We start from the raw sequence: 20,944 nt of genomic DNA, 5'->3' as shown, positions 1-20,944 counted from the left end.
AACACTAAATTGCAGTGGTAAAGGTGCTTCTTACGGCTTAGTCGGGTACTTTTTTTCTAAGCGAAAGTAAGCTTTTACAGGGTTATGATCTGAACTTGATGTAATAATTGACTCAGCCTTAACAAGCTCTAAATTACGATAGTAAATATGATCCAATCTATGACCAAAAAAGGTAGTACGAGAGTCATCTATCGGCACAGCTTCAACCAAGCCCGTGGCTTTTAATAAGTCTTCAATCGCAACAGTGCGTTTATCGCTCCACGTATTCATATCACCGGCAAAAATAATTGGACCGGTGTGGTCTTTCATTGCAGCTTTAACTACCTCAAGCTGAGCAAGATATTCTTCTAATCCAAAGGTAAAGTTAATACTATGGATATTAACCACCAGTAACTGACTGTCATCTGAAAGCAAGTAATAAGAGACCAGCATAGATTTAGGGAAATTTATATAAGGCTCAGCTTTTCGAAATACACAACTACTTAAAGCGGGGTCGCGGCTGAGATTCATTACACCAATAGGCTCCTCTGCAAAGTTAAACGCCCTTGCAAGCAACATATACAGAGACTGTTCTTCCACAAAAGCCGTTAGCTCAGGAGTTAATTGTGCTTCTTGTAACAATAACAAATCTGAACGGTCAGTTAATTGCTTTAAGCTAACATCCCAACCGCTGCTATTTTGTTTGTAAATATTCCAGGTAGTCACATCCAAGTTGCCGTGACTATCTAACGGCTCTTTCACCGCTTGAGTAATACATTGAGCTTGTTCATCTAATCGCCCTTCGTTAGTGATCAACTGATCTTCAGCTGGAATAACAGCAGCATCATAAATATACAGAACCACAGCAACGGCAGCGATTAACGCTAAAAAAATAACTTTTCGGATGATTTTGACCATAATTGACTTATTAAACTCTGTCCTTAGATTTAAGGTAATCTTTTCATTATAATAGCTTATTAATTTAGTTCCATAATCATTCCAGCAATTGATTCATATGCTATAAAGCGACGAGTCAGAATTAACCGCTAAGTAATATGGCCTGAGGATAGTGTTATCAAACAAAGCATGTATGAGTTTTATCAGTTGTTAACCATCGCTGGCGTCTTTCTATATTGGTTAATCATTGCAGCAATCAGTATCCGTGTTGTCGCCAAAAGGCGTTCAATTGGGGTTTCTCTTGCTTGGTTGATGATCATTTATATTGTGCCTTTAGGTGGCGCTTTCGCTTATCTATTGTTTGGTGAGCTTAATCTTGGCAAAAAGCGAGCCCTCAGGGCTGAACTCATGTTTAAGCCCTATGGAGATTGGTTTAAGAAACTGTATGAATATCGAAAGTATCGGCCTCATGTAGCAAGTCTATATGGTCAGTCCATCAGTGCGATTTGCGAAAAACAAGTGGGTATTCCAGCCTTAGCAGACAACCAGTTAACCCTATGCAGTGAAACCTATGAGATTTTAGACAACTTAATTGAAGACATTAACCAAGCAAAAGAAACAATTTTGCTTGAGTTCTATATCTGGCATCCAGGTGGCAAGGCCGATGATGTTGCAGAAGCACTAATCCAAAGCGCTAAGCGAGGAGTTACGGTTCGGTTATTACTCGATGCAGCGGGCAGCCGCCACTTTTTCAAAAGCATCTGGCCTAAGCGCATGAAACAACATGGCGTTGAAGTGGTAAGTGCTTTGGCAGTCTCCCCCTTTCGAATGTTCTTTCGCCGACTCGATCTGCGATTACACCGTAAAATTGTGGTTATCGATAATGCCATTGCGTATACAGGGTCGATGAACTTGGTTGATCCGAAGTATTTTAATCAAGATGCTGGGGTCGGACAGTGGATTGATGTCATGGTTCGAATAACTGGTACGTCAGTACCTGTGCTCAGCAGCATCCACGCTTGGGATTGGGAAGTCGAAACTAACCAGCGATTTTTACCTGAGCAACCAAAATGTTTATCCCATGAAGACACAGAGATCACCGATCTGGTGCAAGTCATTCCTTCTGGCCCAGGTATGCGCGAAGAGGTTATCCATAGGGTTCTGTTACAAAGTATCTATCAAGCGGAAAGAAGCATTGTCATCACAACCCCCTACTTCGTGCCCAGTGATAACTTACATATGGCACTTGTGATCGCGGCTCAACGTAATGTGAAAGTCGATATCATTATTCCGGATAAAAATGATTCACTCATGGTTGAATGGGCAAGCCGCGCGTTTTTTAGCGAACTCTTGGAAGCTGGGGTAAATATACACCGCTTTAAAGGGGGCTTACTGCACACCAAGTCAGTAGTTATCGACAGTAATCATTGTTTGATTGGTACTGTTAATTGGGATATGCGCAGTTTATGGCTCAATTTTGAGGTCACTCTCGCGGTTGATAATTTAGTCTTTACCCAGAACCTTGAGGCCTTGCAACAAGAGTATTTAAAAAACGCCAATACCGTCGACTTAAAGGAATGGGACAAGCGGCCATTACCCAATAGAATAGCTGAAAGACTATTCTATCTTTTCAGTCCCCTACTTTAACAAGCCCTCAATTAACAAGGTTCTGAGTTTAGCAGAACCTTTTACCATTTTAGCAACTCGGCTAACTTAGGATTACCATGAGCAAAGTATTTATCATTGGCCTTCCACGAACGGGCACAACCAGTATTAGCGTCGCCATGCTAGATTATGGCTTCAAGGTTGCTCACACTGCCTATACAAAGCATGCATTTGACTTAGCAGATATGATCTCAGATTCTCCCTGCTTTTGTGACTACAAACAACTCGATAAGATATATCCAAACGCTAAATTTGTTTATTTAGAGCGAGATCTAAAGCGTTGGGTGCCGTCAATGCAAATGTTAATAGGAAAGATGAAAGACAATCTAGATTTGCAAACTGGTCAGTTTAATCTTGTTCTTAAGCGCACATTTAACCAAGTATTTGAACTCGATAAAAATGCAGATCCCTGCAACGAGAAGCATTTGGTCAATTGTTATCAACGTCATAAAGAGCAAGTTTTTACTTATTTTTCCGGACGTGATGATCTACTTTCGATAGATGTGAGCGACGCTCAAAGCCTAATGAGTTTGTTGCAATTTTTAAATGTCGGCTATACAGGTGAGCCCGTATTCCCTCACCTCAATATCGGCAAAAAAGTAGCGTGTTGGGAAGAGCATAAACATCCCAATAAAATTAATGCCAATAGTGCAGGTCCAGAATCACGCAAATTCTTTTCCTATGCAGATAATTATAAACAGCAAATCAAAAAACGCAGATAACAAAAAACCCGTTATCTTACGATAACGGGTTTCTCTAATATGGCGGTGAGCGAGAGATTCGAACTCTCGTTAGGGATTAACCTAAACACACTTTCCAGGCGTGCGCCTTCAGCCACTCAGCCAGCTCACCGATGCAATATCTTTTACGTGTTTAAGCACCACGGTTACCTTTAAACATCTGATAAACAGATATTTGCTAAGCAACGGAGCGCTACTGTACTTAAAAGCCCTAAATGCGTCAAGACAATTAGCCTTAAACTCAAACGTTTGCATAATTGATAAGCAATAACGCGTTGTTTTTGGGAATAATCAACTTAGCGTGAACTTTTTCACCTCTTTGGACATATCCGCAGTGTCCTCTACCAACTGATCAGTCAGAGCATTGAGCTGCTCTGCAATCGTATGGGTTTGTTGATAAATCTCACTAATTTTTTGAGCATTTTGGTTAACTTCTTCGGCTACCGCAGATTGCTGATATGTAGACGCGGCTATCTGCTCGTTCATGGTCTCAATGACCCCGATATGATTAACAATTTTATCTAGCTCATCGCTTGCGCGTATTGACTCATTAACACTCTCTTGAGTTTGCTCCGTACCGCGTTTCATCGCTACAACAGCAACATTAGCGCCATTGCGCAGACGATCTGTCATTGACTTGATATCACCTGTTGCACTTTGAGCTCTTTGAGCAAGACCCCGTACCTCATCGGCGACCACCGCAAACCCTCTACCATTCTCTCCAGCCCTAGCCGCCTCAATTGCTGCATTCAACGCCAATAGATTAGTTTGCTCAGCAATACCACTAATAACATCCGACACTGTTATAATGCCCTGTATATCATGTTCTAATTGCTCTAGCGCATCAGCAGACTCGCCAATTTCAGTTGCTAACTGGGTGATTGCATCACTGGTCCGCCCAACATCGGCATTACCTTCTTGCGCTTCTGTATTAGCCTGTACCGACGCTTCAGCGGCTCGTTCGGCATTAACCGCAATTTCGGCAACAGTTGCACTCATTTCAGTCATCGCCGATGCCACCTGCTCAACCTCACCATGACCTTGAGCAACATCGGTTTTTAATTGAGTTGAGTATTGTTCCATTTGTGAAACAGCTTGCAATAAAGATGAGGAGTTTTTCTTTACATGCTTTAGCACGCGCTCAAAATCGATCATCATGTCATTGAAAGCTGTCGCGAGCTCACCGAACTCGTCTTTACTGTTTTGATTGATCCGAATACTTAAATCAAAGTCTTTACGCACTTTAATGACAGAGTGATGAAGAGTCGAAATACTTGAGTGGATAAACCGCAATACGGACAGTGAAAAAACAATCACTATACTGGCAGCCAAACCAATTGAAATTAGCGTAACGTAAAAGCTATTTGTTGCTGTAGATAAAAGCTGTTTGGTTGAAAATACTAACTCATTAGACAACACACGCTCAAAGTCAGTGAGTAATTCAATTCTTTTCGTTGACGTACTAAACCACTGTTCTGGTTTTTGGCTTTGAATTTCAGTAATCGATTGCTTAAAAGCTATATCACGATAACCAGCGACAGCTTTGACAGCATCTGTACTTAGCAAGGCTTGAAAATCACTGCTATTTCTATCGTTCGCAAGGGCTGTAAAACGTTCTTGATAGCTAGCTTGTTCAGCCACTAAAGTAACAAACTTTTGATAGCCGCCAACTTTAAAACCAGGGTTACCAAAAGTAGAACTTAGTACCGCTCTTTCGATACCAGCCCTTTCTTTCATCTGCAAATAAGCAGCAAATGACGCTGAGCGCATAGCGATCTCGCTATTGGCTGCATTCATCGCCGTTAAGTCAACAATACTCAGTAATAGCGTGTTTAATTTGGTGTAGAAAGCGACTTCATCAGCGACAGAAATAGCTAGCGTACTGACCTGGCTTCTAATTCGAGAAAGCTGATCAATCATTGCGTTAACTTCATTAATTTCATGGGAAAAATTAGCAGGTAAACGATGGCTGGAAACGAACACTTTATAGATGTTCAGCTGGGAATCAGTATTATTAATTTGATTAGGTAGCTTTTTTGAAAACGCCTGACCTTTTGAACCAATAAACCCAGCACTCATACCGCGCTCTTTTTGTAACTCATGAACCAAAGCACTATTGGTTACTGCCAGTTCACTCAGTACGAGTACATGTTCTAGCTGTTTTTTGAGCTGGTATTCATCTTTCGCGTATAAGCCACCGAATATCAATGCAGCGAGTAATGGTGGAAAAATAAGAATTACAAATTTTTGCTTTAACGTTAAGTTGCCAATCCAAGTCCATTTCATTCGTTACCAACCAAGATTAATTGTTATTATTTATGTGGTTAGCATAGTCAAAACAGAAGAAAGGTAAATAAATATTTTAACTTTTTTATAAAAAATAAGCCCGTATTAACGGGCTTATTGTTATAGATCAACTTATTCTGTAAAAATTCAGTAGTTGATAATCTTAAGTTACTGAACTTTAGTGCTTTATTTTTAAGCGTTGCCTTTAACCTTCATGTTTAACGTTGCAGCGAAGTCCAACATTCTATCTAGTGGCTTAAGTGCATCTAAACGCAATGTATCATCAACAAATATCTCATGATCACTTGAGTCTTTGTTCTCTAGTGCGCTTTCAATCGCTTTAAGGCCGTTCATGGCCATCCAAGGACAATGAGCACAGCTTTTACAGGTTGCGCCGTTGCCGCCTGTTGGCGCAGCAATCAAATTCTTATTCGGCGCAGCTTGTTGCATCTTATAAAAGATACCTTTGTCCGTAGCCACGATAAACATGTCGTTATCCATAGTTTGCGCTGCTTTGATAAGCTGGCTAGTCGAGCCAACTGCATCGGCCAAGTCAACCACACTTGCTGGTGACTCAGGGTGAACTAACACAGCCGCTTCTGGATGCAGCTTTTTAAGCTCACGTAATGCTTTAGCCTGAAACTCGTCATGAACAATACATTCACCTTGCCACATCAGCATATCAGCGCCAGTTTGCTTAGCGATGTAACTGCCTAAATGGCGATCTGGACCCCAGATAATTTTCTTATCTTGGCTATCTAGGTGTTCAACAATCTCTAGCGCAATACTTGAAGTGACTACCCAGTCAGCACGAGCTTTAACTGCCGCTGATGTATTGGCATAAACCACCACGGTATGATCTGGGTGAGCATCGCAAAAGTCACTGAAGGTTTCAATTGGGCAACCGAGATCCAATGAGCACGTGGCTTCAAGTGTTGGCATTAAAATGGTTTTATCTGGACTTAAGATCTTTGAGGTCTCGCCCATAAACTTAACGCCAGCAACAATTAACGTTTTTGCTGGGTGATCACGGCCAAAACGCGCCATTTCTAATGAATCAGAAACACAGCCGCCAGTTTCTTCAGCTAATGCTTGAATTTCAGGGTCGGTATAATAGTGCGCAACCAATACTGCATCTTTTACTTTTAGTAGCTGTTTAATTCTTGCTTTAGATTCAGCTTTTTCTTGATCAGATAAAGGAGTTGGCTTAGGCGGAAAAGGATATTCAATATTTTCAATAATTGGGGCTAACGCGCTCATAGAACAACCAATGGGCAATAACAGATTAGCGGAATTATACGGAATTGTTTACAAATTTAAAACTACTAATACTGATTGGCGTAATCGGTTTTAGACAAGACTGGTATAAAAAAGGCGCTATCTCTCGCGCCTTTAATCGATAAATAATGTTATTGCATTGCGAGTAACATTTCTTGCGGCTGCTCTAGATAGAGCTTCCACAAGTTGCAGAATCGAGCAATGGTGCCGCCATCGATTACGCGATGATCGCCAGACCAGCTTACCTGCATGATCTTACGTGCTTCCACTTCACCTTTATCATTAAAGCGAGGCAATACTTGCAGCTTACCCAGCGCTACTATCGCGACTTCCGGTTTATTAATAATAGGTGTTGCCACTGTCCCGCCCAATGCCCCAATATTAGAGATAGAGATACTGCCGCCCTTTAGATCACTTGGCGATACTCGCCCACTTCTCGCTGCAGTCGTTAAGCGGGTTATTTCCGCTGCAATTTCTAAAATGGTTTTGTCTTGCACATCTTTCACATTAGGAACAAGAAGACCAACTTTTGAGTCCACTGCCATACCGATGTTATGACTTGCTAGGAACGTCTGCTCTGTGCAGTCTGCATTCACTTGACTGTTCATATCAGGGAATTGGCTTAACGCAAGTGACATCGACTTCATAAAGAAAGGCATCATGGTGAGCTTAAGCTCATCAGTGGAATACTTTTTCTTCATGCTTTCGCGAAGCGCAACTAAATCCGTTAAATCAAATTCTTCACAATAGGTAAAGTGAGGGATCGTTGAAACAGATTCAGTCATCATCTTCGCCATAACAGCGCGAACGCCTTTTATCGGCTCAACTCTATCACCTTGTCGCTTATCAGATGCTGAAACAGCAGTTTGATTGACCACCGCTTGGCTGGTTACTACCGGCGCAGTGCTCACCGCCTGACCCGACTGATGGCGTTCAATATCTTCTTTGTAAACTCGGCCATTTTTACCAGAGCCAGTTACTGAAGCAATATCGATGTCTAAACTACGCGCCAAACGGCGAACCGCTGGACTTGCAAGCGCTTTGCCTTGTACAACAGGCTCATTGTTCTGTTGGCTAGGCGTCTCAGTTGGCGTGGTTACTTGAGCGGGCGTCGCGACAGCCACGTCACTGGCAACTTCAATTGCAAATAACGGCGCGTGCACCTTTGCAAGTTGGCCTTTACGGTAATGTAACTTAGCAATTTTACCGTTTTTAATCGCCGGAATTTGCACCAGTGCTTTGTCTGTCATCACATCAGCAATAGGTTGGTCTTCAACGACCGTATCGCCTTCTTCGACTAGCCATTCAACAAGTTCACATTCAACAATTCCTTCACCGATATCCGGCAATAAGAACTCTTCAATAGTGAAGCCCGCAGGCAATGTATTTTGTGGCGCTTGTGTAGCTTCAACATTTTGCTCGGCAACAACCTTGGTTTCAGCTTGGTTTGCAGCAGCATTGTCACCCTCTTCAACCACATCAACCGAATACAAAGGCGCATGTACTTTAGCAATTTCACCTTTTGCATAAAAAAGCTTGGTGATAACACCGGCATTTGGCGCAGGGATCTGCACTAAGGCCTTATCTGTCATCACGTCAGCAATAGGTTGATCTTCAACAACACTATCGCCTTCAGACACTAGCCATTCAACTAATTCGCACTCTACAACGCCTTCGCCAATATCCGGAAGGATAAAATCTTTAATCATGGCCGGCTCCTAAAATTTGACCGAAGCAATAATTGCTTCAAATGTCTTTAACGCGTCAGGCATATATTCTTTTTCGTGGATCAAAGGATACGGCGTATCTAAGCCACATACTCGAGCAATGGGAGACTCAAGATACAAGAAGCACTCTTCTTGGATAGTGGCAGCAATCTCACCCGCAAAACCACCAGTTAACGGCGCTTCATGGTTGATCAACAAACGGCCAGTCTTTTTGACTGACTCTGCAACTGTGTCAACGTCCCAAGGAGATAAGGTTCTTAAATCGATTATTTCGCAAGAAATGCCTTTCTTTGCAGCCATGTCAGCCGCATTTTCAAGGATTTCCATCTGTGCGCCCCAACCTAATAATGTAATGTCAGTGCCCTGCTTTACCACTTCCGCTTTACCTAGCTCAATGACATGATCGCCTTCAGGCACTTCGCCAACCGATGCACGGTATAAGCGTTTTGGCTCGAAAAAGATCACCGGGTTTTTATCGCGGATCGACGCAATAAGTAACCCTTTAGCTTGTTCAGGGTTACGCGGCACAACCACTTTAAGACCTGGCGTCTGCGTAAAATACGCTTCTGGAGACTGAGAATGATAATGACCACCGGCAATGCCGCCACCATAAGGCGTTCTAAATACCAGTCCGCCAACATCAAATTCGTTACCACTGCGGTAACGGAATTTAGCACTCTCATTCACAATCTGGTCAATTGCAGGGAAGATATAGTCGGCAAACTGAATTTCAGCTACTGCTGTCATGCCATTCGACGCTAAACCGTTAGCAAAACCCGCAATGCCCTGTTCGGTTAAAGGCGTATTGAAACAGCGATCACGACCAAACTTCTCTTGTAGACCTGAAGTTGCTCTAAATACACCACCAAAATGTCCGACGTCTTCGCCAAACACCGTCATTGTTTGATCCGCTTCCATTTCCGAGCTTAGGGCTTGGTTAATGGCTTGCAACATATTCATTTGAGCCACGGCTTATACTCTCCCTGCGCTTTTTGGATAGGATTCTGGATATTTCTTAATATGCTTTTTAAGTTCAGCTAATTGCTTTTGCAAAATTGGCGTCGGCTTGTCATACACATCTTCGATAATGTAATCGATGTGTGGCGTCGGTATTTTTTCAGCCACTTTAAGCTCAGATAACACTTCTTCACGGTATTTAACGTAAAGATCTGCATCTGTTTGCTCATCCATCCAACCTTTGTTAATCATCCATAATTTAAAGCGCTTAACAGGATCGTGTTGTTCCCACTTAGCTTCTTCATCTTTTGAGCGGTAACCCGATGGATCATCTGATGATGAATGAGCGCCCAGTCGATATGTCATTGCTTCAATCAAAACTGGCGCATTATTTTCTAGCGCGAACGCGCGTGCCTGTTGAGTCGCAGCAAGCACAGCAAGCATGTCATTACCATCAACGCGGATAGTATGCATACCATAACCCACACCGCGACTGGCAATACCGTTGCCTTTAAATTGCTCTTCAGTAGGTGTCGAAATGGCGTAACCGTTATTACGGCAAAAGAAAATAACAGGCGTATTTAATACCGCAGCCATATTTAAACCGGCGTGGAAGTCACCTTCTGATGCAGCGCCTTCACCAAAATAACAAATGGCAATATTGCGCTTATTTTGCCTTTTAAGGCTATAGGCAACACCCGTCGCCTGTGGGATCTGGGTAGCCAAAGGTGATGAAATCGTTTGGTAGTTTAAAGCTTGGCTACCGTAATGGATTGGCATTTGTCTGCCTTTACCAAAATCTTTTTCATTACTGAACATCTGATTCATAAATTGTTCAGTAGTAAAACCGCGATAACGTAGAGCGGCATGCTCACGATATTGCGCTAAAATCACATCGCCATCATCTAACGCGGCGGTGCTACCAATGATTGATGCTTCTTCACCAGTACAGGTCATGTAAAAGCTAATACGACCTTGACGCTGCGCACCCAACATACGCTCGTCTAATACTCGCGTGAATACACAAGTATCGTGGACCTTTTTGGCCAATGTCTCGTCGATAACGGGTAAAACCGCATTTTCATATACGGTGCCGTCTGCTTGTAAAACTTTTAAAATCGGGATCGACAGTGAGTCTTTATCGAGAAAGCTCACGCGATGGACTGTTTCAGCATTCGTTGTTGCGTTGCTCATAATGTGCTCTTGTTATTGGCGGTGTCGCTAACGCTTATCGCAACACCTTGCTATTTTAATACGCGGGAAGAACATTACGTTAACGTAAACTAACTCTCAATACTTCCCTTCATTGAAACGACAACTTAGCAGCTTGTTGCATGTATATATTGGTTTACATGCACGATTATTCAGTCAACCTTAATCGATATTGCTGTCGTCTGCCGCCTTTAACATCAGAACTGTGCGCTGCCCCACGGGCACTTTGGCATTAGGAAAAACAATTGATTCAAATTCATGCTCAATCTTTACATCTTGTCCGCCCTCTTTGGCTAAGGTATAGCCTTTAGGAAATGCGGTAAAATTTTCGACATCATTAGCAAAGGTAAATTCGAAGTCTTCGAAATGTTTATTCACTGAACGACAAACTTGATAAAGGTTAACTCGCTTCATATCAAACTTTGGTAGTTGCAGATCTTGACCTGTGAGCAGCAAGGTTAGCATCTCTTTCATTGCAATAAAGCGAGTCATATCATTTTGACCCATTGGAAAAACTTTACCCAGTTCAATGGTAAAGGCGTCAGCTTGATAGTTTTCAGAAGAGAAGTAACTAAAGGTTGTGGTGGGCTCATGATGGAACAAGATGGTGTTGATGCCACAAGACTCTAAAAACATGATTTGCTCACGACTGTATTTACGTTCGCCGCGATAAGGATAAATAGCAAATTTTTCATGTTTTGAGCCACGGATGGCGGTATGTAGATCGTAATGAATACGCTGACGTTCACCTGCTTGCGAAATAAAAAACTTATCTACATATTGCTCAAGTTTTTGCGCTCTAACTCTTTCAGGGTTGCATACCCCCTCACCTTTAGAGTGAGCACCATTAAATAAACGGTTTAGGTTTTCATCGATAAAGCGAGTGCCGTTATGAATTGCGGCAGGGTTTCCGATTAGAAACATGACCCGTTCAGTCAATGCGATCTCTTGGCTAAGCAGTTTATGCATTAGGTCATTGCATAACTCAATTGGGGCGGTCTCATTACCGTGAACCGCGCAAGATAACACGATATCTTTAGTGTGTTGCAGATCTAGCGGCTCAAAAACGATGACACCTGTATCCCAAACCTGCACATTAACTTGATTGTCGAGGGTAAATTGAAAACTTTCAGGTAAGTGCTGTGGATGAGCAAGGGTGAGTGCTAAAAAGTCCTTCGACTGTTTCAATTCGTGAAACATAAACTACTCCTTATTATTGTTATTTTTGCTTTATGTCACTAGATATACTCAAAAAATCAGTATATCGCTTTAGCAACCTTAACTTATTCTGCGACGCATAATAGCATATTTGCTCGCCAATTCGGTTGAGGATTTACCTCGATTTGCACAACAAATACTCAGGCAGTTGAATTAGCACTTGCATCCTTTATCAAAATCAAACAAGATAAAGCCATCTAGCCATCCAAATGGCTAAATAGTTTTTAAGGTTTAAGGAGTTTGACATGGCATTAGCAACATTTGGCGCAGGCTGTTTTTGGGGTGTAGAGTACTTTTTTAAAAAAGTAACCGGCGTTATTGATTGCACTTGTGGCTACATGGGCGGTAAAGATCAATTTACCCGCTATGAAGATGTCAAAAAAGGGATTAGCGGTCACGCTGAAGTGGTGCTAGTTGAATATAATGCCGATATTGTCTCGTTTGAGGAACTGCTCAATATCTTTTGGCAAAACCACAACCCAACCACCTTAAACCAGCAAGGTGGAGACATAGGTAGCCAATACCGCAGCACCATCTTCTTTCACGATAAACAGCAAAAACTAACCGCTGAATCGTCAAAACTGGCGTTAATTAAAAGCCAAAAATGGGGAGTTCGCCCTATCGTGACTGAAATTGTGCCCTGCCAGCAGTTTCATCGAGCAGAAGAGTATCATCAAGATTATTTGGCCAAAAATGACCTACCAAGTTGCCATATAAGCTACTAAGTTTTTACTATAAATAAGTTTTTTAATTACCCCATAATGAAAAAGGCACCCTGATGGTGCCTTTTCTAATGACGATGACTCAACCTAAATAACGCTTAGCCTAATGTCATCAACGCTATCAATAACAACTCACGTCAGTGCTTGAGCCACAATAACTTGGGCTTCTTCTAATAGCTGAGTTAAGTGCGCTTGGCTGACAAAGCTTTCGCCATACAGTTTAAATAACGCTTCGGTACCCGAAGGACGCGCAGCAAACCAACCGTTATCGGTGACCACTTTAATGCCACCAATTGCTGCACCATTACCCGGAGCATGGGTGAGTTTTTGGGTGATGCTATCACCTGCTAACGTGTCACTCACAATCGATTCTGCGCTGATGTTTGAAAACTTAGCTTTATCTTCTAAGCTCACCGGGCTGTCGATACGCTGGTAAAAACTCTGACCAAACTGCGCTTCTAGCTCATCATAGCGCTGCTGTGGTGTTTTACCGGTAACAGCAAGGATCTCTGCTGCAAGTAAGCAAAGAATAAAGCCGTCTTTATCAGTACACCAAGCTGTACCATCGATTCTTAAAAATGCAGCACCGGCACTTTCTTCGCCGCCAAAGGCGAACTCACTATTTGCTAAGCCCTCAACAAACCATTTAAAGCCTACCGGCACTTCTGACATCCGCTTGTTGTGCATCGCACACACTTTATCTATCATCGCACTGGAGACTAATGTCTTACCAATCACCATATCCGCCGTCCACTCTGGACGATGGGTAACAAGGTAATCAATTGCTACCGCAAGAAAGTGGTTAGGGTTCATTAAGCCGCTACCTGGGCAAACGATACCATGTCGATCAAAATCAGGGTCATTCGCCAAGCACAAATCAAAGCTATCTTTGTGTTGCAGTAGGCTTGCCATCGCAAAAGGCGATGAACAGTCCATTCGAATTTTGCCGTCTTTATCTAAGGTCATAAAGCTGAAACTTGGGTCAACTTTATCGTTAACCAAAGTGAGGTTAATGCCATAATGATCGGCGATCGGCTGCCAGTAGTGGATCCCTGAACCACCTAGAGGATCGATACCTAACGTCACTTTAGAATCAGCAATCGCCTGCATATCAATCACATTAGCAAGATCTTCAACATAAGGTGTAATCAGATCTTTCTCAATCAACAAACCACTTGCTTGAGCATCACTATAACTGCTGCGTTTGACGCCCTTCATACCATTAGCGAGGTATTGATTAGCTTTATCTTGGATCCAGTTAGTGATCTCACCTTCTGCAGGACCGCCATGAGGAGGATTGTATTTAATGCCACCATCTTGTGGAGGATTATGTGATGGCGTCACAATCAAGCCATCGACTTGCGCTCCGCTGCTCGCTTTATTAGCACAGATAATTGCGTGTGATACCACAGGTGTCGGGGTATAGCCGTCATTTTGGTGAGTAACAACACTGATACCGTTAGCGGTCAACACTTCAATCACTGATAATGCTGCTGGCTCAGACAATGCGTGGGTATCAATACCCAGTATTAACGGACCTGTAATGCCAGCTTGTGTACGGTAATCTACTACCGCTTGGGCAATCGCGATAATATGCGCTTCATTGAAACTTTTGTTTAATGCACTACCACGATGGCCCGATGTGCCAAATGTCACCTGTTGAGTGACATTATTAACATCTGGGGTTAAGCGATAATATAGGCTAACGAGTTTCGGGATATTGACCAAATCCTTTTGCTCAGCAATCAATCCAGCTCTCTTATGTATAGCCAAAGACTTTCTCCTTGTTTAACCGTGATTGGTTTTAATCACGGTTAACTTAACTAATATATATGATGACTTTATGTCACTAAATCTTTTCAACGATTTGCGTTACTTGTTCTTCATCTGCTTTGAACTGTAATAATACCTCAGATAAAATAGTTCGCTTTTTCGCTGTATTGTTATTAGTCGTAACCCAGAAACCACTTTGCCCAATCTCTTTCGGGTTAGCTGATTTACTGGCTTTTAATAAAGCGTCTTTAGACGTAGCAAAATACAAACGATCACGTCCTTGGATCTGCAGTACCTGCTCAAATTGCTTTGGAGAGGCCTGATACACTGTATCTAAAATAAAAAGGAACCGCCCTACCGCGCCTTTTTGACTCGCCAGCAACTCTGCATCAATAAGATGGCTGAACTTAGAAACGGCTTTTGCCGTAACAGGAGCAACAGTAGCGACCTTTGCTTTTTTTACCGGTTCCTGCTCTAAGCTTGGATGACTAATCTCTTCAGGGGCAGCTTCAACCACGGATTCAACTTGTAATCCCAAAATACGGCGCAAAATATCCGAAGCGCTTTCGCCAATTTGTTCAGTCTTACTGGCGATATGTCGATAAAGCTCTTCATCAACTTCGATATATTTCATAATGGTAGTCTTCCTTAAGTAAAATAGCGGAATCGTGTTGTAGCTTGCGAACGATCGCAAAACGATCCCGAATTATTTGCTCAGTGTAGCGAGGTTTAGTGCCTTGATAAAGCGCCATTAAATGAAAACTGCGATCAAACGGTGAAAGTTCATATTATCTAAGCGATCTTTGATTACATTTTGTGCTTTGATGATGTTTTTGGACCAATCTGTTGGATTCTGCAGCCATCCAAGGCACAATCTGCGCCAAGTTAGTTTTATAGGCGTGTACGATAATGCATTACAATATCAGCGGCCAAGGTCCTGCCGTGATTCTCATCCATGGCCTTTTTGGCGACCTAGACAATCTAAAAGCCTTAGGTAAAGAACTCGAGCAAAATTTTACTGTTGTCCGCGTTGATGTACTTAATCATGGCTTAAGCCCAAAAGTTGCCACCATGGACTACATTTCACTCGCACAGAGCGTGGTACAGCTAATGGACAAATTAGGCTTTCCTGATGCCAGCCTGATTGGACATTCAATGGGCGGAAAAATAGCGATGGCAACCGCATTACTTTACCCAAGCAAAGTGAATAAACTGGTTGTTGCAGATATCGCACCTGTCACATATCCAAGTCGTCATGACAAAGTCTTCTCTGCACTGGAGTCTATGCCGTTAACGGAACTAAAAGATCGCCGTCAAGCGCTAACACATATGAAAGCACATGATATCGATGACGGCACTGCACAATTTTTATTAAAATCTCTTACGCGCACAGAACATGGCTTTGGCTGGAAAATGAATCTTGCGGGATTAAAACAAAGTTACCCCGATATCATCGCCTGGCCAACATTCGATAAAACTTACACAGGTCCCTGCCTGTTCGTTCGTGGCGGTGATTCTGACTATGTTGTCGCTGATTATCGGCAATGTATTGTTGAGCAGTTTCCAAATGTAAAAGCCAAAACAATTGAAGGTACTGGACATTGGCTACATGCACAAAAAGCCAGCATTTTTAATCGTATAGTTAAAGATTTCATCACAACTCATTAGGCCATTTTTAACTTAAGACACGTGTAAAGCATATAGCCGTTAGAAAACTTATATGGTATATTCGCGCAAATTTTTTGGCCTAGAAAGGAATGGCGAATGTTAATGCAATATATGGAGCAGATTGAAGCGTTAGGCTTAAACCTGTTTTTTGCTGCCATTTTCTTTTTTATCGGTATGGCCATTCAAGATGTGCTCAAAGAAGGCAAAGTGCCTAAGTTTGGGCGTTACATCGTTTGGTTAGTGTTATTTCTCGGCTGCGCCGGGTTTATTGCAAAAGGGATTATACAGATGACCTGGGAAGGCTCAGGTATCGGTTAAAAACGAACTCAATGGCAAAAGAAACATCAGATAGAACCACCATTGATCTGTTTGCAACAGAAAAGCGACGTGGTCGGCCTCGCAGCAATCCTTTGCCGCGGGACCAACAGCTAAAAATTAATAAACGAAACCAAATTCAGCGTGACAGAGCAAACGGATTAAAACGAATAGAGTTAAAGGTGTCACAAGATTTGTATGACGCCTTGAATGAACAGGCTATGGCCAGTAATATCAGCCGCAGTCAACTAATCGAATCTATACTTCAAAAGCAGGTTAGAGATTAACCACTTTTAAAAACACGCACACCATTAATAGTTAACTAGATATTAAAGGAACAACAATGGCAACTGTAGGTCTTTTTTTCGGGTCTGATACAGGCAACACCGAAGCCGTCGCCAAAATGATCCAGAAGAAACTGGGCAAGCAAATGGTTGAGGTGAAAGATATTGCCAAAAGTACCAAGGAACAAATCGCAGATTACGATCTGTTGATTTTCGGCATTCCAACTTGGTATTACGGTGAAGCACAATGTGACTGGGATGATTTCTTCCCTGAACTTGAGCAAATCAACTTCGAAGATAAACTTGTCGCAATCTTTGGTTGTGGCGATCAGGAAGATTACGCTGAGTACTTCCTTGATGCTATGGGCATGGTCAACGAAATCGTTGAAGCACGTGGCGCAGTTGTTATTGGTCACTGGCCAACAGCGGGTTACGACTTTGAAGAGTCTAAAGGCTTAGCCGATGAAAACCATTTCGTTGGTCTAGGTATTGACGAAGACCGTCAACCAGAACTAACTGAAGAACGTGTTGATGCTTGGGTTAAACAAATCTATGAAGAGATGTGTTTAGCAGAGCTTGAAGACTAAAAAAGAGTCATGCACTTAGCCTTTTCTGGCTAATGTACACTCTCATTAAAAGCGGCAGATAATGCCGCTTTTTTGTCTCATTTATCTGAGACAAAAAAGACTAATTAACAGCCTTAATAGGCGATTACCGTGAGCGTTTAACTATGGCAAGTCAAAACACAGAACAGAATTGGGATATATTTTGTACTGTAGTCGACAATTATGGCGATATTGGCGTGACATGGCGACTTGCGAAACAGTTGGCAGTTGAACATAAAATAAATGTCACTCTCTGGGTCGATGACTTAAACAGTTTTCAGCACATTTTGCCGCAGCTTGACCCTAAGCTAGTGACGCAAACTCATTTTGGCATCAAAATTAATCAATGGTCTGAGCCGCTTAAAGCTGGTTATTATGCCGGAGATGTACTCATAGAGGCATTTGCTTGTGAATTACCTGCACAGGTAAAGCAACAGCTAATAACTGCCAAGCAACACTATGCTGAAGATGCTACTCAGCCAAAGCCACCCGTTTGGCTAAATCTGGAATACCTGAGCGCAGAATCCTGGGTTGAAGGCTGTCACGGCCTACCATCAATGCAAACCAGTGGCCTAAAGAAGTATTTCTACTTCCCGGGCTTTACTGATAAAACCGGCGGCTTAATTTGCGAAAAACAGTTATTTGGGCAGCGTGATGTTTGGCAGGCCGATATTAACAATCGTTTAAATTTGTTTGAAAGCCTAGGCCTTCAAGGAATAAAAGCGAGTGATACCGTCGTGAGTATCTTTAGTTATGAAACCGCTTCTTTACTGGCACTATGTCAGCTGTGGCAACATAGCGAGCAAACTGTGCATGCGCTGATCCCAAAAGGACGTTGCCTTAATAGCTTAGTTGAGTTACTGCCCTGCTCTGTTGATGAAATATCTGCAGGCAGCCAAATTAAACTCAATAATTTAGTCATTCATATTTTGCCGATGACAGATCAAGAAGGCTACGATAAGCTACTTTGGAGCTGTGATTTTAATATCGTTAGGGGTGAAGATTCGTTTTTACGCGCTCAATGGGCTGCAAAACCGTTCATTTGGCACATATATGTGCAAGAAGATGACTATCATCTAATAAAATTAGATGCCTTTATGCAGCTTTACTGTAATAATCTGCCGCCAGAATTAGCGAATAGCTGGAAAGCACTCAACCTTGCCTTTAACCAAGAGCAAGCTGCTGAGACCAGCGAGCACTGGCAACAACTAAATTTAGCCGATTTGCCGTTGCAGCAACACGCAAAGCAATGGCCAATCGATGCGATAAATGATGTAGATCTTGTTTCTCGACTAGTTCAATTCGTCAAAAATAGCTAAGATACTACGTTTAAATAGAAAAAACCTAAAATAGGAAATAGTGTAATGAAAACTGCTCATGAACTCCGTCCTGGTAACGTGATCATGTTAGATGGCAGCCCATGGGTTGTTCAAAAAACTGAAACAACTCGTTCTGGCCGTAACGCTGCTATCGTTAAATTAAAGCTTAAGCACGTTCTACAAGATTCTACAACTGAAAGCACCTTCAAAGGTGAAGACAAGATGGAAGACATCATTCTAGAGCGTCTAGACTGTACTTACTCTTACTTCGCTGATCCTATGTATGTTTTCATGGACGCAGAATACAACCAGTACGACGTTGAAGCTGAAAACCTAGGCGATGCTGCTGCATACATCGTTGATGGCATGGAAGAAAACTGTCAAGTTACTTTCTACGAAGGCAAAGCAATTTCAGTTGAACTACCAACTTCAGTAGTACGTGAAGTGACTTACACTGAGCCTTCAGCTCGTGGTGATACTTCAGGTAAAGTAATGAAGCCTGCTACTATCACTGGCGGCGGTACGCTAAGTGTTGCTGACTTCGTTAAGACTGGCGACATGATTGAAATTGATACTCGTACTAACGAGTTCAAAAAGCGCGTTTAATTTTAAATTCGTTTTAAAAAGCCGGCTACTTGCCGGCTTTTTTATGCTCGCAGCAAACCAAGCTGACAGAACTATCTTTGCTTCCATGACATCCGCTTCCGATCCAAAATAGCTAAACTAACCGACTAACATGCTAAAACCAGCGCAAAAAACTGCCGCAAGCATCAAAATCCTAATTTAGGCTTTATATGACGCCTTACTCCCACCTTTCGATAGTAAGTACTAAAAAAAGCAACCTGAAAAGCATAAGCATCTAAATGTAGGTATTTAAAACAATCAAAATAAGATCATTATCTTTTTTATTGCGTTAAATTAGATATTTAATCCTTTATTTGTGGTTTGTTTTTAGCTATTGTGCCTGCAACAAAGTCAAAGAAGTGTTTGGCTCGTATTTTCAGCATTTTCGAGGTGTAGATGCGCCCTATTATCAAATCCAACAAATTAGATTCTGTATGTTACGACATTCGAGGTCCAGTACATAAAGAAGCCCGTCGTCTAGAAGATGAAGGTCACCGTATTCTTAAACTGAATATTGGTAACCCTGCCCCATTTGGATTTGAGGCCCCTGAAGAGATCGTTCGAGATGTCATTTTAAACCTGCCAAGCGCACAAGGTTACTGTGAATCGAAAGGTCTATTTTCTGCCCGTAAAGCGATTGTGCAACATTACCAATCACAAGGGATCTTTGGTGTAGACATCGAAGACATTTACATTGGTAACGGTGTATCTGAGCTTATCGTGATGGCGATGCAAGGTTTGCTTAATAGTGGTGATGAAGTACTAGTACCCTCTCCTGATTATCCATTATGGACGGCTTCAGTTCATTTATCTGGCGGTAAAGCACAGCATTACCGCTGTGATGAAGAATCAGACTGGTTCCCAGATCTTGAAGATATCAAAAGTAAGATCACACCAAGAACCCGCGGTATTGTGTTAATTAACCCAAATAACCCAACTGGCGCAGTGTATTCAAAAGTACTGATCTTGGAAGTAATTGAGCTATGTCGCCAAAACGACATGATTTTGTTTGCTGATGAGATCTACGACAAGATTTTATACGATGAAGCTGTACATATTCCTGCAGCAAGCTTGTCTGACGATATTTTAACCGTCACATTTAACGGCCTTTCAAAAGTATATCGTGCGGCAGGTTTCCGTGTAGGCTGGATGATGCTTACAGGTAACAAGAAAGCGGCTAAGAGTTATGTTGAAGGCTTAGATATGCTGGCCTCTATGCGTCTATGTGCAAACGTACCAAGCCAACATGCTATTCAAACAGCTTTAGGTGGTTATCAAAGCATTCAAGAGCTAGTGCAACCTGGTGGACGTTTACGTGTTCAACGTGATGCTTGTGTGGATATGCTTAACTCGATTCCAGGTGTTAGCGTTAAAACACCAAAGGGTGCGTTATACGCCTTCGCTAAGCTTGATCAAAAGAAGTTTAACCTACGCGATGATGAACGTTTAGTGCTCGACTTGCTAAAAGATCGTAAGATCTTATTAGTACAGGGCTCTGCATTTAACTACCCAGAACCTGATCACGTACGCGTGGTGTTCCTGCCGTACAAAGAAGAGTTAACCAAAGCACTATCAGAATTTGGTGATTTCCTCGGAAATTATAAGCAGTAACTAAATCGCTTTTGTTAAGTAATTCATTAAATTGTTTTTTATAATAATTTAACGAGAAAAAACG

Annotated in this window: 19 protein-coding genes and 1 tRNA gene; 10 read left to right on the top strand and 10 right to left on the bottom strand. The window is 42.1% G+C overall.

Annotated elements, in window-relative coordinates:
* Window positions 1–30: 30 nt before the first annotated feature.
* Window positions 31–897, bottom strand: a complete 867-nt coding sequence (locus L2748_RS09145) for an endonuclease/exonuclease/phosphatase family protein (protein WP_220781839.1) — start codon at window positions 895–897, stop codon at window positions 31–33.
* 168 nt (window positions 898–1,065) lie between these two features.
* On the opposite strand from L2748_RS09145, the gene cls reads away from it, so the two are divergent.
* Both cls and L2748_RS09135 read left to right on the top strand, forming a co-directional pair.
* Window positions 1,066–2,523, top strand: a complete 1,458-nt coding sequence (cls, locus tag L2748_RS09140; RefSeq protein ID WP_220781840.1) for a cardiolipin synthase — start codon at window positions 1,066–1,068, stop codon at window positions 2,521–2,523.
* 77 nt (window positions 2,524–2,600) lie between these two features.
* Window positions 2,601–3,263 carry a sulfotransferase family protein gene (locus tag L2748_RS09135; RefSeq protein WP_220781841.1) on the top strand — a complete coding sequence of 221 codons (663 nt, stop codon included), beginning with the start codon at window positions 2,601–2,603 and terminating at the stop codon, window positions 3,261–3,263.
* Between the two features lie 40 nt (window positions 3,264–3,303).
* Here L2748_RS09135 and L2748_RS09130 read toward each other — a convergent pair.
* From L2748_RS09130 to astE, 7 genes are all read right to left on the bottom strand, one after another.
* Window positions 3,304–3,393 (bottom strand) — tRNA-Ser (locus L2748_RS09130).
* A gap of 179 nt (window positions 3,394–3,572) precedes the next feature.
* Window positions 3,573–5,567, bottom strand: coding sequence for a methyl-accepting chemotaxis protein (locus tag L2748_RS09125; protein WP_220781842.1), 1,995 nt, complete (start codon window positions 5,565–5,567; stop codon window positions 3,573–3,575).
* A 192-nt stretch (window positions 5,568–5,759) separates the two neighbouring features.
* On the bottom strand, window positions 5,760–6,827 hold the full coding sequence (gene nadA / locus L2748_RS09120) for a quinolinate synthase NadA (RefSeq protein ID WP_220783325.1): 1,068 nt from the start codon (window positions 6,825–6,827) through the stop codon (window positions 5,760–5,762).
* A 149-nt stretch (window positions 6,828–6,976) separates the two neighbouring features.
* On the bottom strand, window positions 6,977–8,554 hold the full coding sequence (locus L2748_RS09115; protein WP_220783324.1) for a dihydrolipoyllysine-residue acetyltransferase: 1,578 nt from the start codon (window positions 8,552–8,554) through the stop codon (window positions 6,977–6,979).
* Window positions 8,555–8,563: 9 nt separating this feature from the next.
* Entirely contained in the window at window positions 8,564–9,541 is a 978-nt protein-coding gene (locus L2748_RS09110; protein ID WP_220783323.1) for an alpha-ketoacid dehydrogenase subunit beta, read from the bottom strand.
* Between the two features lie 3 nt (window positions 9,542–9,544).
* On the bottom strand, window positions 9,545–10,723 hold the full coding sequence (locus L2748_RS09105) for a thiamine pyrophosphate-dependent dehydrogenase E1 component subunit alpha (protein WP_220783322.1): 1,179 nt from the start codon (window positions 10,721–10,723) through the stop codon (window positions 9,545–9,547).
* 180 nt (window positions 10,724–10,903) lie between these two features.
* Window positions 10,904–11,941, bottom strand: coding sequence for a succinylglutamate desuccinylase (gene astE, locus L2748_RS09100; RefSeq protein ID WP_220783321.1), 1,038 nt, complete (start codon window positions 11,939–11,941; stop codon window positions 10,904–10,906).
* A gap of 263 nt (window positions 11,942–12,204) precedes the next feature.
* Here astE and msrA point away from each other — a divergent pair, with 263 nt between their 5' ends.
* On the top strand, window positions 12,205–12,684 hold the full coding sequence (gene msrA, locus L2748_RS09095; protein ID WP_220783320.1) for a peptide-methionine (S)-S-oxide reductase MsrA: 480 nt from the start codon (window positions 12,205–12,207) through the stop codon (window positions 12,682–12,684).
* A gap of 129 nt (window positions 12,685–12,813) precedes the next feature.
* Here the strand turns inward: msrA and pgm are convergent, their stop codons facing one another.
* Both pgm and seqA read right to left on the bottom strand, forming a co-directional pair.
* Window positions 12,814–14,454, bottom strand: coding sequence for a phosphoglucomutase (alpha-D-glucose-1,6-bisphosphate-dependent) (gene pgm / locus L2748_RS09090; protein ID WP_220781655.1), 1,641 nt, complete (start codon window positions 14,452–14,454; stop codon window positions 12,814–12,816).
* Between the two features lie 76 nt (window positions 14,455–14,530).
* Window positions 14,531–15,088, bottom strand: coding sequence for a replication initiation negative regulator SeqA (gene seqA, locus L2748_RS09085; protein WP_220781654.1), 558 nt, complete (start codon window positions 15,086–15,088; stop codon window positions 14,531–14,533).
* A gap of 275 nt (window positions 15,089–15,363) precedes the next feature.
* Between seqA and L2748_RS09080 the strand changes: the two genes are divergently transcribed.
* From L2748_RS09080 to L2748_RS09050, 7 genes are all read left to right on the top strand, one after another.
* Window positions 15,364–16,122: an alpha/beta fold hydrolase gene (locus L2748_RS09080; RefSeq protein WP_220781653.1), complete on the top strand. Its 759-nt coding sequence runs from the start codon at window positions 15,364–15,366 to the stop codon at window positions 16,120–16,122.
* 96 nt (window positions 16,123–16,218) lie between these two features.
* Entirely contained in the window at window positions 16,219–16,440 is a 222-nt protein-coding gene (locus tag L2748_RS09075) for a DUF2788 domain-containing protein (protein ID WP_220781652.1), read from the top strand.
* Window positions 16,441–16,451: 11 nt separating this feature from the next.
* Complete coding sequence (ybfE, locus tag L2748_RS09070) at window positions 16,452–16,724, top strand: LexA regulated protein (protein WP_220781651.1); 273 nt, start codon at window positions 16,452–16,454, stop codon at window positions 16,722–16,724.
* Between the two features lie 56 nt (window positions 16,725–16,780).
* Window positions 16,781–17,308 (top strand): flavodoxin FldA, encoded by a 528-nt coding sequence (fldA, locus tag L2748_RS09065; RefSeq protein ID WP_220781650.1) that lies wholly within the window; start codon window positions 16,781–16,783, stop codon window positions 17,306–17,308.
* Between the two features lie 143 nt (window positions 17,309–17,451).
* Window positions 17,452–18,645, top strand: coding sequence for an elongation factor P maturation arginine rhamnosyltransferase EarP (earP, locus tag L2748_RS09060; protein ID WP_220781649.1), 1,194 nt, complete (start codon window positions 17,452–17,454; stop codon window positions 18,643–18,645).
* 45 nt (window positions 18,646–18,690) lie between these two features.
* A complete protein-coding gene (gene efp / locus L2748_RS09055; RefSeq protein WP_220781648.1) occupies window positions 18,691–19,251 on the top strand; it encodes an elongation factor P in 561 nt (186 codons plus the stop codon).
* A 414-nt stretch (window positions 19,252–19,665) separates the two neighbouring features.
* Window positions 19,666–20,880, top strand: a complete 1,215-nt coding sequence (locus L2748_RS09050) for a pyridoxal phosphate-dependent aminotransferase (protein WP_220781647.1) — start codon at window positions 19,666–19,668, stop codon at window positions 20,878–20,880.
* The last annotated feature ends 64 nt before the right edge of the window (window positions 20,881–20,944 follow it).

It is taken from the genome of Shewanella sairae (genome assembly GCF_023283535.1).
Classification (GTDB): Bacteria; Pseudomonadota; Gammaproteobacteria; order Enterobacterales; family Shewanellaceae; genus Shewanella; species Shewanella sairae.
Note: the sequence above shows the minus strand (reverse complement) of the source record. Positions and strands in the feature narration are given on the sequence as shown.

Excerpts from the sequence above, each read along its gene's own strand:
- L2748_RS09075 (WP_220781652.1), top strand. The coding sequence starts at position 16,219 with ATGTTAATGCAATATATGGAGCAGATTGAAGCGTTAGGCTTAAACCTG.
- L2748_RS09050 (WP_220781647.1), top strand. The coding sequence starts at position 19,666 with ATGCGCCCTATTATCAAATCCAACAAATTAGATTCTGTATGTTACGAC.
- L2748_RS09105 (WP_220783322.1), bottom strand. The coding sequence starts at position 10,723 with ATGAGCAACGCAACAACGAATGCTGAAACAGTCCATCGCGTGAGCTTT.
- ybfE (WP_220781651.1), top strand. The coding sequence starts at position 16,452 with ATGGCAAAAGAAACATCAGATAGAACCACCATTGATCTGTTTGCAACA.
- L2748_RS09080 (WP_220781653.1), top strand. The coding sequence starts at position 15,364 with ATGCATTACAATATCAGCGGCCAAGGTCCTGCCGTGATTCTCATCCAT.
- earP (WP_220781649.1), top strand. The coding sequence starts at position 17,452 with ATGGCAAGTCAAAACACAGAACAGAATTGGGATATATTTTGTACTGTA.
- astE (WP_220783321.1), bottom strand. The coding sequence starts at position 11,941 with ATGTTTCACGAATTGAAACAGTCGAAGGACTTTTTAGCACTCACCCTT.
- cls (WP_220781840.1), top strand. The coding sequence starts at position 1,066 with ATGTATGAGTTTTATCAGTTGTTAACCATCGCTGGCGTCTTTCTATAT.
- efp (WP_220781648.1), top strand. The coding sequence starts at position 18,691 with ATGAAAACTGCTCATGAACTCCGTCCTGGTAACGTGATCATGTTAGAT.
- L2748_RS09125 (WP_220781842.1), bottom strand. The coding sequence starts at position 5,567 with ATGAAATGGACTTGGATTGGCAACTTAACGTTAAAGCAAAAATTTGTA.
- L2748_RS09115 (WP_220783324.1), bottom strand. The coding sequence starts at position 8,554 with ATGATTAAAGATTTTATCCTTCCGGATATTGGCGAAGGCGTTGTAGAG.
- L2748_RS09135 (WP_220781841.1), top strand. The coding sequence starts at position 2,601 with ATGAGCAAAGTATTTATCATTGGCCTTCCACGAACGGGCACAACCAGT.
- L2748_RS09145 (WP_220781839.1), bottom strand. The coding sequence starts at position 897 with ATGGTCAAAATCATCCGAAAAGTTATTTTTTTAGCGTTAATCGCTGCC.
- msrA (WP_220783320.1), top strand. The coding sequence starts at position 12,205 with ATGGCATTAGCAACATTTGGCGCAGGCTGTTTTTGGGGTGTAGAGTAC.
- nadA (WP_220783325.1), bottom strand. The coding sequence starts at position 6,827 with ATGAGCGCGTTAGCCCCAATTATTGAAAATATTGAATATCCTTTTCCG.
- seqA (WP_220781654.1), bottom strand. The coding sequence starts at position 15,088 with ATGAAATATATCGAAGTTGATGAAGAGCTTTATCGACATATCGCCAGT.
- fldA (WP_220781650.1), top strand. The coding sequence starts at position 16,781 with ATGGCAACTGTAGGTCTTTTTTTCGGGTCTGATACAGGCAACACCGAA.